Origin of the sequence: Streptomyces ipomoeae 91-03 (genome assembly GCF_000317595.1) — a bacterium.
Classification (GTDB): Bacteria; Actinomycetota; Actinomycetes; order Streptomycetales; family Streptomycetaceae; genus Streptomyces; species Streptomyces ipomoeae.
This window is the reverse complement of the sequence record NZ_AEJC01000254.1, coordinates 1-11000: the sequence shown is the minus strand read 5'-3', so window position 1 is coordinate 11000 and position 11000 is coordinate 1. Positions and strand designations below refer to the sequence as shown.

The 11000-nt window shown below is 66.1% G+C and carries 12 protein-coding genes and 2 pseudogenes; 9 read left to right on the top strand and 5 right to left on the bottom strand.

All coding sequences use genetic code 11. The features are described 5' to 3' along the window. Positions 1–10: 10 nt before the first annotated feature. A complete protein-coding gene (locus tag STRIP9103_RS46540) occupies positions 11–829 on the bottom strand; it encodes an IS5 family transposase (protein ID WP_009300981.1) in 819 nt (272 codons plus the stop codon). Between the two features lie 86 nt (positions 830–915). On the opposite strand from STRIP9103_RS46540, the gene STRIP9103_RS48390 reads away from it, so the two are divergent. The 3 genes from STRIP9103_RS48390 to STRIP9103_RS48385 all read left to right on the top strand — a co-directional run bounded on the left by STRIP9103_RS48390 (position 916) and on the right by STRIP9103_RS48385 (position 3794). Then, positions 916–1712, top strand: a protein-coding gene (locus STRIP9103_RS48390; RefSeq protein WP_234022146.1) for an IS5 family transposase whose coding sequence is annotated in 2 segments (ribosomal slippage) — positions 916–1251 and positions 1254–1712 — 795 coding nt in all. Because the reading frame shifts where the segments join, the coding sequence is not laid out codon by codon here. A 51-nt stretch (positions 1713–1763) separates the two neighbouring features. After that, complete coding sequence (locus STRIP9103_RS46535) at positions 1764–2582, top strand: IS5 family transposase (protein ID WP_009300981.1); 819 nt, start codon at positions 1764–1766, stop codon at positions 2580–2582. A 24-nt stretch (positions 2583–2606) separates the two neighbouring features. Further along, positions 2607–3794 carry an NB-ARC domain-containing protein gene (locus STRIP9103_RS48385; RefSeq protein WP_009313211.1) on the top strand — a complete coding sequence of 396 codons (1188 nt, stop codon included), beginning with the start codon at positions 2607–2609 and terminating at the stop codon, positions 3792–3794. Here the strand turns inward: STRIP9103_RS48385 and STRIP9103_RS16595 are convergent. Then, positions 3737–4917, bottom strand: a protein-coding gene (locus STRIP9103_RS16595; protein ID WP_086019210.1) for an IS3 family transposase whose coding sequence is annotated in 2 segments (ribosomal slippage) — positions 3737–4653 and positions 4653–4917 — 1182 coding nt in all. Because the reading frame shifts where the segments join, the coding sequence is not laid out codon by codon here. The two genes, STRIP9103_RS48385 and STRIP9103_RS16595, sit on opposite strands and share 58 nt — an antisense overlap. A 37-nt stretch (positions 4918–4954) precedes the next feature. On the opposite strand from STRIP9103_RS16595, the gene STRIP9103_RS49925 reads away from it, so the two are divergent. Together STRIP9103_RS49925 and STRIP9103_RS16580 are read left to right on the top strand one after the other, a co-directional pair. After that, positions 4955–5365, top strand: a complete 411-nt coding sequence (locus tag STRIP9103_RS49925) for a hypothetical protein (protein WP_158696882.1) — start codon at positions 4955–4957, stop codon at positions 5363–5365. A 287-nt stretch (positions 5366–5652) separates the two neighbouring features. Continuing rightward, the gene (locus STRIP9103_RS16580) at positions 5653–6609 is read left to right on the top strand and encodes an IS5 family transposase (protein ID WP_009311895.1); all 957 of its coding nucleotides are present in this window, start codon (positions 5653–5655) and stop codon (positions 6607–6609) included. Here the strand turns inward: STRIP9103_RS16580 and STRIP9103_RS16575 are convergent. Genes STRIP9103_RS16575 through STRIP9103_RS16565 form a run of 3 tightly spaced genes read right to left on the bottom strand, consistent with a single transcriptional unit; the run spans position 6557 to position 8291 of the window. After that, positions 6557–7114, bottom strand: coding sequence for a hypothetical protein (locus tag STRIP9103_RS16575; protein ID WP_048820410.1), 558 nt, complete (start codon positions 7112–7114; stop codon positions 6557–6559). The genes STRIP9103_RS16580 and STRIP9103_RS16575 overlap by 53 nt on opposite strands. Positions 7115–7144: 30 nt before the next feature. After that, a complete protein-coding gene (locus STRIP9103_RS16570; RefSeq protein ID WP_009313215.1) occupies positions 7145–7669 on the bottom strand; it encodes a hypothetical protein in 525 nt (174 codons plus the stop codon). Between the two features lie 34 nt (positions 7670–7703). Continuing rightward, the gene (locus STRIP9103_RS16565; protein WP_158696881.1) at positions 7704–8291 is read right to left on the bottom strand and encodes an RNA polymerase sigma factor; all 588 of its coding nucleotides are present in this window, start codon (positions 8289–8291) and stop codon (positions 7704–7706) included. Between the two features lie 15 nt (positions 8292–8306). Between STRIP9103_RS16565 and STRIP9103_RS16555 the strand changes: the two genes are divergently transcribed. The 4 genes and pseudogenes from STRIP9103_RS16555 to STRIP9103_RS16540 form a co-directional block, all read left to right on the top strand. After that, positions 8307–9487, top strand: a protein-coding gene (locus STRIP9103_RS16555; RefSeq protein ID WP_086019210.1) for an IS3 family transposase whose coding sequence is annotated in 2 segments (ribosomal slippage) — positions 8307–8571 and positions 8571–9487 — 1182 coding nt in all. Because the reading frame shifts where the segments join, the coding sequence is not laid out codon by codon here. A 253-nt stretch (positions 9488–9740) separates the two neighbouring features. Next, a pseudogene (locus STRIP9103_RS16550) lies at positions 9741–10115 on the top strand (DUF6192 family protein); the annotation flags it as partial. A 2-nt stretch (positions 10116–10117) separates the two neighbouring features. Further along, positions 10118–10530: pseudogene (locus tag STRIP9103_RS16545) on the top strand (RacP protein). A gap of 40 nt (positions 10531–10570) precedes the next feature. Then, on the top strand, positions 10571–11000 hold a 430-nt coding region (locus tag STRIP9103_RS16540), incomplete at its 3' end, for a transposase (protein WP_048820408.1).

Sequence of the window (11000 nt, the reverse complement as noted above, 5' to 3'; positions counted from 1 at the left end):
AGACCGTGTCCTACGTGGTGAGGCGGACGAGACGCTTGTAGCAGCACAAGGCCGCGGCGAGACCGAGAAAGGCCAGGTAGTTGCGGGGATTACGTTCGTAGCGGGGGCTGAGTCTGCGGTAGCCGGACAGCCACGACATCGTTCTTTCGATCACCCACCTGCGGCGGCCCAGCCGTTCGCTGGACTCGATGCCTTTGCGGGCGATCCGGACTCCGATGCGCTTGCCGTGTAACCATTTCCGCAGGTCCGGTCGATCGTAGGCTTTGTCCGCGTGGAGGCGCTGAGGCTTGAAGTACCGGCCGCGATGGGGGTCGTGTCTCGTTTGGTGACCCGCCACCATCGGCTTCAGACCTTCGCTGTCGTGGGTGTTGCCGGCCGAGACGCCGACGACCAGGGGCAGTCCGTTCGCGTCCGACAGGATGTGCATCTTGGAACCCGGCTTGCCCCGGTCCACGGGGCTCGGACCTGTGTGTTCGCCCCCTTTTTTAGCCCTGACGTGGGCGGTGTCGAGGACTACACGGGTCACCTCGACCAGGCCGGCGTCGTCGAGCCGGTGCAGCACAGCCTCGTGCAATCGGCCCCAGACGCCGGCTCTGGACCAGATCAGGAAGCGGCGGTGAGCGGTCGACTTCGATATGCCGAAGCAGGGCGGCAGAGCCCGCCAGGCACAACCGCTGACCAGCACGTAGATGATCGCCGCGAACAGCGTCTCATCAGGCGTGTCCTGTGTACCGCCGCCCTGTGGCCGCACCTTCGACGGCGGGATCAGCGGCTTCGCGATCTCCCACAGCCCATCCGGAACAATCCAACTCCACGTATCCCGCCCCATGCCCTGCCCAACGTCCGCCTCACCACGTAGGACACGGTCTTAGATGTCGTCTCATTTGGATTGTTCGATAGTCTGGCGTCGTGGGGATCGTTGAGCGTCTCGTGCCAGACGAGTTGTGGGAACTGTTCGAGCGGGTGGTGCCGCCGGCTCCATCTCGCCCGCAGGGCGGCGGCCGACGACGGTACGGAGACCGGGAGGTCCTGGCTGCGATCGTCTTCGTGGCCACGTCGGGCTGCACGTGGCGGCAGTTGCCTCCGTCGTTCGGACCTTCAGGGCCGACAGCCCACCGGCGGTTCACCGAGTGGACCAAGGCCCGGGTCTGGGCCAAGCTCCACCGTCTGGTCCTGGATGAGCTGGGCAGGCGCGGTGACCTGGACTGGAGCCGGTGCGCGATCGATTCGGTGAACATGCGCGCGATGAAAGGGGGGAGCTGACAGGTCCGAATCCTGTCGACCGGGGCAAGAAAGGCTCAAAGATCCACTTGATCACCGAGCGGACCGGTCTGCCCCTCTCCATCGGCGTCTCCGGCGCCAACCTTCACGACAGCCAGGCCCTCGAACCCCTCGTCCGCGGCATCCCGCCGATCCGCTCCCGCCGCGGACCCCGCCGGCGCCGCCCCGCCAAACTGCACGCGGACAAGGGCTACGACTACGACCACCTGCGCCGATGGTTACGCCAGCGCGGCATCACCCACCGCATCGCCCGCAAGGGCATCGAGTCCTCCAAGCGGCTGGGCCGCCACCGCTGGACCATCGAACGCACCATGGCCTGGCTCGCCGGCTGTCGCCGACTCCACCGCCGCTACGAGCGCAAAGCCGACCACTTCCTGGCATTCACTGCCATCGCCTGCACCCTCATCTGCTACCGCAGACTCACCAAATGAGACGACGTCTTAGACCGTGTCCTACGTGGTGAGGCGGACGTTGGGCAGGGCATGGGGCGGGATACGTGGAGTTGGATTGTTCCGGATGGGCTGTGGGAGATCGCGAAGCCGCTGATCCCGCCGTCGAAGGTGCGGCCACAGGGCGGCGGTACACAGGACACGCCTGATGAGACGCTGTTCGCGGCGATCATCTACGTGCTGGTCAGCGGTTGTGCCTGGCGGGCTCTGCCGCCCTGCTTCGGCATATCGAAGTCGACCGCTCACCGCCGCTTCCTGATCTGGTCCAGAGCCGGCGTCTGGGGCCGATTGCACGAGGCTGTGCTGCACCGGCTCGACGACGCCGGCCTGGTCGAGGTGACCCGTGTAGTCCTCGACACCGCCCACGTCAGGGCTAAAAAAGGGGGCGAACACACAGGTCCGAGCCCCGTGGACCGGGGCAAGCCGGGTTCCAAGATGCACATCCTGTCGGACGCGAACGGACTGCCCCTGGTCGTCGGCGTCTCGGCCGGCAACACCCACGACAGCGAAGGTCTGAAGCCGATGGTGGCGGGTCACCAAACGAGACACGACCCCCATCGCGGCCGGTACTTCAAGCCTCAGCGCCTCCACGCGGACAAAGCCTACGATCGACCGGACCTGCGGAAATGGTTACACGGCAAGCGCATCGGAGTCCGGATCGCCCGCAAAGGCATCGAGTCCAGCGAACGGCTGGGCCGCCGCAGGTGGGTGATCGAAAGAACGATGTCGTGGCTGTCCGGCTACCGCAGACTCAGCCCCCGCTACGAACGTAATCCCCGCAACTACCTGGCCTTTCTCGGTCTCGCCGCGGCCTTGTGCTGCTACAAGCGTCTCGTCCGCCTCACCACGTAGGACACGGTCTTAGTAGCCGAGGTCATGCGCCGTGCGGCCGACCCCGGCCTGGCGGACTGGGATGTGCGGGATTTTCACCGGTCGGTGCTGGTCGGCGACGAGGAGCTGATTGCGGCTGTCGGCCGGCAGGAATTCGGGATCGTCTACGGACAGCTGCCGCCCATTCCGGAGGTGGTGCGCGCGGACCTCGTCGATGGGATCGCAGAGGTTCTCTCTCCCGGCGAGGAGGACGATGAGGGTGTGAGGACGTGTGTCGTCACCGGGCTGTCGGGACTGGGAAAGTCGAGCCTGGCGGCTGCCCACGTCACTGATCAGGCCTTCCGCTATGACGCGGTGTTCTGGGTGGACGCCGAGAGCGAGGAGGCCTTGGTCGCGTCGTTTGCCCGCGTGCTGGCGCATCTGACCGGCAGTGAGGAACCGGCAGAGGTGCGGGATCCGCGGTTGGTACGCGAGCGGGTGCATGCCGCATTGCAGTCCCTGCCGGGGCAGTGGCTGATGGTGTTCGACGATGCGAGCGCACCCCTGGCCAGTGCCTGGCTACCGCGTCGCGGGCGAGGCCGGGTCATTGTCACGACGCTGGGCGGGCACTGGCACGGTGTGCAAGGGCGCATCGATCTGAGCCCGATGAGCGGTGAGGAAGCACTCTGCTTGCTGCAGCTGCGACTGGACTTGAGTGAGAGCGAGGTTGAGCAGCACGCGGCGTCGCTGTCTCGGCTGGCCCAGGTACTGGAGTGCTGGCCGCTGGCGATCGAGGTAGCCTGCGGCTATCTGGTCAGCTGCGGCATCGGCGTGGACCGGCTTCACGCCTACATGGATACGCTGATCCACCGGGCCGCGGACGATGAGCGGTCGGTGCCTGCCGGGTATCCGCGGACGCTGGCGGCGGCCGTGGCGCTGAGCACCGAGCGTCTGATCAGCGGCGCCCGCTCGCGTGGTCTGCTGCAGCCCACCCTGGCCACAGTGGCCGCACTGTGCTGGCTTGCTCCCCGCCGGGCGCCGGTGCGTCTGGCGTTGGCGAGTGCCTTCGTCGGCCCCAAAGACCTGCCACCGGCTCCCGGTTGGGTGGTGTTCGACGAGGCGCAGATCCCGGTGCGCGAGGTCATCCGAGAGCTGAGGGGCCTCGCGTTTTCCGGACAGGCTTCTGACCGTTTATTTCACGCGGCGATTCGCAACTTCTCATACTCGGCGTGGACTTCGCGCGGAGGGCGGTAACCCACCGCCGAGTGGAGGCGTTTGCGATTGTACCAGAATTCGATGTAGCGAGTGATGTCCTGCCGGGCGGCCTCGCGGGTCAGGTAAGTCACCCTTGATACGCGCTCGTTCTTCAGGGCACCGAAGAATGATTCGGCCATGGCGTTGTCGAAACAGATCCCGGTGCGGCCGGCAGATCTGCGGAGCCCGAACCGGTCCAGCGTCCTCCCGAACTCGGCTGACATGTAGTTACTTCCGCGATCCGAGTGAAATATCGCGTCGGCCGAGAGGTTCCTGTTCCGTGCCGCGTTACGGATCGCCCTGGATATCAGTGAGGTTTGGTAGTGGTCGTCCATGGCGTAACCGATGACTTCCTTCGTGCAGCAGTCGATGACCGTTGCGAGGTACAGCCAGCCTTCCCCGGTCGCGATATAGGTAATGTCACCGACGAGCTTCTCGCCGGGCGCATCCGCGGTGAAGTCGCGGCCGACGAGGTCCAGCACCTGGCCGGCCGCAGCCTGAGTGAGGTTGAACCTCTTCGGTCGTGGCAGGCAGGGCATCAGGCCCAGTTCGCGCATGAGGCGGCGGACCAGCTCCACGCCCGCGGCGACGTCCCAGCGGTGCAGCTGGGCCTGGATGCGCCTGTGCCCGTAGGTGCTGTCGGACATGTCGAAGGCTTTCTCGATGAGCAATTTCAGTTCTTCGCGCCGCTGGGCGGTCGCGGATTTTGGGCGGGATCGCCAGTCGTAGTAGCCGGATCTGGAGACGCCGAGTCGGCCGCACATGAACTCGACGCTGTATGCGTACTTCTCGGTGTCGAGCCGCATCTCGTCGATGAACTCGTACTTGCTTGCTACCGGGGATCCTTCGCGAAGTACGCTGCGGCTTTTTTCAGGAAGGTAACTTCCATCTCCAGCTCGCGGTTGCGTCGTTCGAGTTCCTTCAGGCGCGCTCGCTCGTTCACCGTCAGTTCCGCCTCGGGGGCCGGTTCCTGCTGCTTCTGGTACTTCTTCACCCAGCCGCGTAGCGTCTCCGAGTTCAGCTCAAGCTCCCGGGCGACTTCGGAGATCGTCTTGCTTGACCTCAACGCGATCTGGACGGCTTCCTCGCGGAACTCCGGCGAGTACTTACTGGGTGGCGCCACTTCTTCCTCGTTTCCTTGTTCAGGACAACCCTATTGGGTGCCTGTCCGGAAACTTCGTGGCCCCTCACACATCTCCCCCCAGCACCTCACCCTCGTGCTGACCGGCCAGCAGCTGACTCTCGAACACGATGACGGCACCGTCATCGCCCGCGCGACCGTACGAGCCTCCAGCCAATGGCGACAGGCGGCCCGCACCCGCCACAGCGCGGTGGTCTACTTCGGCTACGGCTTCGAACTCCACCACTCCCCCACACACCGGCGCCTCATGGCCTCACCCACCGAACTCGGCCGCCACATCAACAGCGCCCGCGACAACGGCCTCCTCGCAGCAGGGCTCGTATCCGTCCGCATCCAGCCCACACCCTCCGTTCAGCACCGGCCGCCAGCTACAGCCCGCCAGCAACCCCGCCGGTCAACCCGCGCCCAACGAAAGAAACCCCACAGATAAGCGCAACTACCGCGCTACCAGTGACCCCAAATCCACCTACCGGTCGGGCGGTTCAGGCCGAACCACCACGGACAGACCGCGCCAGGCAGCGACTCTGATCAGCACGACCAGCTCATGTAAAGTGAGCAAGAGACGGCCTGCCGGTCTCCAAAGCCACAGGCGGCCAAGGGGTTTCCTTAGAAGCCGTATCTCAACCGATCATGGAACGTGCAGGTCGAACAGGTTTCCCGCCGGGGTGATCTTCCCGGTGTATGCGCATGAAGGCAGGGCCTCCTGGTAGCTCGGGGGTGCGACCCCATTCCGAGCGGTTCCCGGAGGCCCTGTTGTCGTTGTTGTACGCGCCCGAGCCCGTTGACTTCAACTCGCCCGCCGTGTCGTGTGATTGCCTCGCGCACGTGTACGGCAACGCGGCCGACCGTCCCGAACGGGTGCGCCGGTATCCGTCGGACATGACGGACACGGAGTGGGCGGCCATCCGGCCGCTGCTGCCGGTGCCGGCCTGGCTCCAGGGGCGGGGCGGACAGCCCGAGGGCTACTGCCACCGGCAGATGTTGGACGCGATCCGCTATCTGGTCGCGGGCGGGATCTCGTGGCGGGCGATGCCCGCGGACTTCCCCGATTGGGGCCGGGTTTACGCCTTCTTCCGCCGCTGGCGCGAGCACGGGCTGATCGCCGAGTTCCACGACCGGCTGCGCGGACGGGTAAGGGAGCGCGAAGGCCGAGAGGCCGAGCCCACGGCCGGGATCATCGACGCGCAGTCGGTGCGGGCCGCCGCGACGGTGCCGGCCTCCTCACGCGGTTACGACGGCGGGAAGAAAGTGCCCGGGCGTAAGCGGCACATCGTGACCGACTGCCTCGGCTTGCTCCTGGTCGTCGCGGTCACCGCCGCGAACATCGGCGACCGCGACGCCGCCGTGGGCCTGTTGGCCCGGCTGCGCAGCCTGCACCGCGACATCACCCTCGTCTGGGCCGACGGCGGCTACACCGGCTCCATCGTCGACTGGTGCCGTCAGAAACTCGCCCTGACCTTGGAGATCGTCAAACGCACCGACGACATGCAGGGGTTCGTGGTGCTGCCCAGACGCTGGGTGGCAGAGCGCACGTTCGCGTGGCTGATGAACTCCCGCCGACTGGCGAGGGATTACGAAACACTGCCCGCTACCAGCGAGGCGATGATCCGGTGGTCGATGGTCACGCGGATGGGCCGGCGTCTGGCACGGCCACGGACCGTCGGCCGGCGCTGAACATGCCCGACGTCTCCTGCACCAGCCACCCGCGCTCCGCCAGGCGCCTGGCCTTCGAGCGCACCCCCTCGACCTTGGCCGGCGTCGTCTGAAGGCCCAGCCCCACCGCGATCTCCTTGGCCTTGAGCGGCCCCTGGCCCGCCGGGCACCGCTCCTCCACCACACCCAGAATCCGCTGGTAGTCCGAGGTCAGCACCGTCACCGGGAGCCCGTCTCGCCACGGCGGCACCGTCGAGCCCGGCACCGGTGCAGGCGAGGGCACTGTTGCCTGCTCGGCCTCGGTCCGGGGTTCGGTCACCGCAGTCGTCTCGGCCGCGGAGGCGGCCAACGCCTCGACCAGCTCCTCCCGCGCGATCACCCGCCGGTCCAGCTCGATCTCCGCGGCCTCCAATGCCTCAGCCAGCCGCGCGGCATCCTCCCGCAGGCCCTCCACCCGCACACGGGCAGCCGTCTCCCGCTCCTCCAGCATTCCCAGCACCGACGCCACCGCGCACCCCTCGGCCATCAAGCGGACACAAGACGCCGCATGCCTCCCTCACCCCAAGTGAGACCATGCCTGACCAGCAGAAACCAAGGGATCACATTCGGTTGAGATACGGCTTCTCAGTTGCTCGAACAGCATGCGCGCTTGGTCGTGGGTGAGGCTGCGTGCTTGTAGGCCGGCGTGCAGGTGCTGCAGCCTGGTGAGCACGGTCTGCGCCCTGGTCTGGATGTCGGTTGACGTACCGGTGCCGGCGCAGACCTTTTCCGTCGTCAGCCTGATGTCGCAAAGTCGGGTGAGGACGCCCTGAAGTCGGCTGGCCGCCAGCGGCGGGGTGGGGTCGGCCGTCTGGCTGTTGGACGTGCAGCCGGGGGGCGGGGCGGCCAGCTTGAGGGGCTTGATGCCGTGGAAGATTTCGCGGCGCAGGGGGGACAAGGCGGTGCGGCCTGTGCTGGTGTCCAGGGCGTCGGCGACAGCGTTCGTCAGGTGGGTGCGATGGTGGGCCAGGAGTTGGTTCAGGAGCTGTTCGGGGTCGTTGCTGCCACCCTCGCCGATGGTGTGGTCGGTGCGGTTGTTCATGTGCATCCCCCTTGGTGGGGTCGAGGATTGATGGTCAGAGGTCGAGGAGGGTGATGAGTCGCTTGCGGGCGCGGCTGATGTTCTGTCGTACGGCGGCTGGGCTCATGGCCAGGGTTTCGGCGATTTCCGTGTAGGTGAACCCGTCGATGTCCCAGGCCATGACGGTGCGCATGGTGGGTGGTAGTTGGCGCAGGGCGTCAAGGACGGTGTGCTGGAATTCGGAGATGACCACGGTGGTGAGGGGGCACGTGCCGCCGGGGCGGTCCGGGATCGGGTCCGTTGGGGTGGCGCGGCTGTTGCTCTGGCGCCAGTAGCAGCGTTGGGCGGTGACCCGTAACCAGGTCCGTGGGTGGTCCAGAGCGCGCCACAGGTCCGGCAGGAGTTTGGCCATGGCTTCATGGGCGGCGTCGGCCGCTTCGTAGGGGGTGGCGCCCTGGTGCATCAGGAACACCGTGACCGCGCTCATCTCCTGCGTGTAGAAGGCGTTGAAGTCGTCACGCCGGATAGGTGGGGACGGGGCCAGTGTCTCCTCGGCCGTGGTGTGGACGGGCGAGAGCGGCTGCTCGGTGGTGAGGGGCCACGAAGTTTCCGGACAGGCACCCAATAGGGTTGTCCTGAACAAGGAAACGAGGAAGAAGTGGCGCCACCCAGTAAGTACTCGCCGGAGTTCCGCGAGGAAGCCGTCCAGATCGCGTTGAGGTCAAGCAAGACGATCTCCGAAGTCGCCCGGGAGCTTGAGCTGAACTCGGAGACGCTACGCGGCTGGGTGAAGAAGTACCAGAAGCAGCAGGAACCGGCCCCCGAGGCGGAACTGACGGTGAACGAGCGAGCGCGCCTGAAGGAACTCGAACGACGCAACCGCGAGCTGGAGATGGAAGTTACCTTCCTGAAAAAAGCCGCAGCGTACTTCGCGAAGGATCCCCGGTAGCAAGCAAGTACGAGTTCATCGACGAGATGCGGCTCGACACCGAGAAGTACGCATACAGCGTCGAGTTCATGTGCGGCCGACTCGGCGTCTCCAGATCCGGCTACTACGACTGGCGATCCCGCCCAAAATCCGCGACCGCCCAGCGGCGCGAAGAACTGAAATTGCTCATCGAGAAAGCCTTCGACATGTCCGACAGCACCTACGGGCACAGGCGCATCCAGGCCCAGCTGCACCGCTGGGACGTCGCCGCGGGCGTGGAGCTGGTCCGCCGCCTCATGCGCGAACTGGGCCTGATGCCCTGCCTGCCACGACCGAAGAGGTTCAACCTCACTCAGGCTGCGGCCGGCCAGGTGCTGGACCTCGTCGGCCGCGACTTCACCGCGGATGCGCCCGGCGAGAAGCTCGTCGGTGACATTACCTATATCGCGACCGGGGAAGGCTGGCTGTACCTCGCAACGGTCATCGACTGCTGCACGAAGGAAGTCATCGGTTACGCCATGGACGACCACTACCAAACCTCACTGATATCCAGGGCGATCCGTAACGCGGCACGGAACAGGAACCTCTCGGCCGACGCGATATTTCACTCGGATCGCGGAAGTAACTACATGTCAGCCGAGTTCGGGAGGACGCTGGACCGGTTCGGGCTCCGCAGATCTGCCGGCCGCACCGGGATCTGTTTCGACAACGCCATGGCCGAATCATTCTTCGGTGCCCTGAAGAACGAGCGCGTATCAAGGGTGACTTACCTGACCCGCGAGGCCGCCCGGCAGGACATCACTCGCTACATCGAATTCTGGTACAATCGCAAACGCCTCCACTCGGCGGTGGGTTACCGCCCTCCGCGCGAAGTCCACGCCGAGTATGAGAAGTTGCGAATCGCCGCGTGAAATAAACGGTCAGAAGCCTGTCCGGAAAACGCGAGGCCCCTCAGTTGCCGACGAAATAGGCCGCCCCAGGTGACGAAACGCAGTCGATTCGGCGGGCCCCATCATTGCTGAGTGCGTTCGCGTCCACGCTGACGCCCAAGGGCAGGAACGTGGGCACTCCTGCGCGGGAATCCAACTCGGCGGAAGCCACGTTCCCGCTGGTCAACGAATTCCGCCGGTTGCCCAGTAGCAGGCACAGCTCAGGCAACGAGAGGCTCAAGATCGTAGTTCGGAAAACGACGACACGGCCAGGCATCTGTTCAACAAGGCACAGACCGACCGGTGGCATCAGATGGACGAGGCCGAACCTCCTCCCGGGCAGCCGGAGAACCCGGTCGCGCCGGTGGTCCGGCAACTCGACCGCACCATCGACTTCCTGGACCTGATCGGGGCCTGTCACAAGTTCGTGGCCGCGACCGGCCGCCTGGTGCCCCAGATGCGCGGACGCCGCCTGTCCCAGGACGAGCGTGAGGTGATCCACAAGAACGTCGACCGTGTACGGGCGACCTGCGAGTGGATTGTCACCGCCGTCGACAGCGGACATCTGGACATGGACGAGGAGCTGACCAAGCTGCTGCGGGGCGAGTAGCCGTGCCGCGCCGATCGCGGTGCAAGGGCGATACCGCCCGCGAGTACGCCGAGGCCCTCTGGCGGGTGCTGCTGTCCGCCCGCCCCGCCGGCCTCCACATGCCGCAGCTGATGCGGGCAACCGAACTGACCCGCAGCCAAGTCCGCTCCGGGCTCGCGATGCTGCGCGACACCATCGCCCAGAACGGCTGGCCGCCCCTCATCTACACACGCGCCGACGGCTACCAGTTCACCGCCGACGGCGACATCCTCCAGGCATACGAGGTGGGGTGATCCGCGAGAAGCTGACCGAGATCCGCAGGCTGATCACGGGCACGGTCACCCCGCATGCCGCACTCACCCCCGCGGACAAGTGGGTCCGGCACATGGTCGCCCAGCTCAACTCCGTCGAATCCACCCTCGATCTGATCGCCTGATCCCCGCCTCCACGGAGAGGGGGACCCAAGGGAGCACAGGATGCGACAACGCCGCTATCCCTCGGACACCAGCATCGGAGAGGGGGCCCTGCTGGAGCCTCTGCTGCCCACGTCCGCCTGCCAGTTGGCCACGGGCGGCCACCCCGAGACCCACCCTCGCCGCGCGATCGTGGACGCCATCCGGTATGTGGTGGATACGGGCTGCAAATGGCGGGCCCTGCCAGCGGACTTCCCGCCCTTTCAGACGGTTTTCGGGTTCTTCAGCCGGTGGCGCGCGGCCGGCATCTTCAACCTCATCCGTGACCAGCTCCGGCGCCATGTCCGCCGCACCATGGGGGCCTCCCCGCATCCCGTGGCCGCGGTGATCGATTCGCAGTCCGTCAAGGTCGCCGCCACCGTCCCGAGATCCACGTCCGGATACGACGCGGGCAAGAAAATCCCGGGCCGGAAGAGACATATCGTCTGTGACA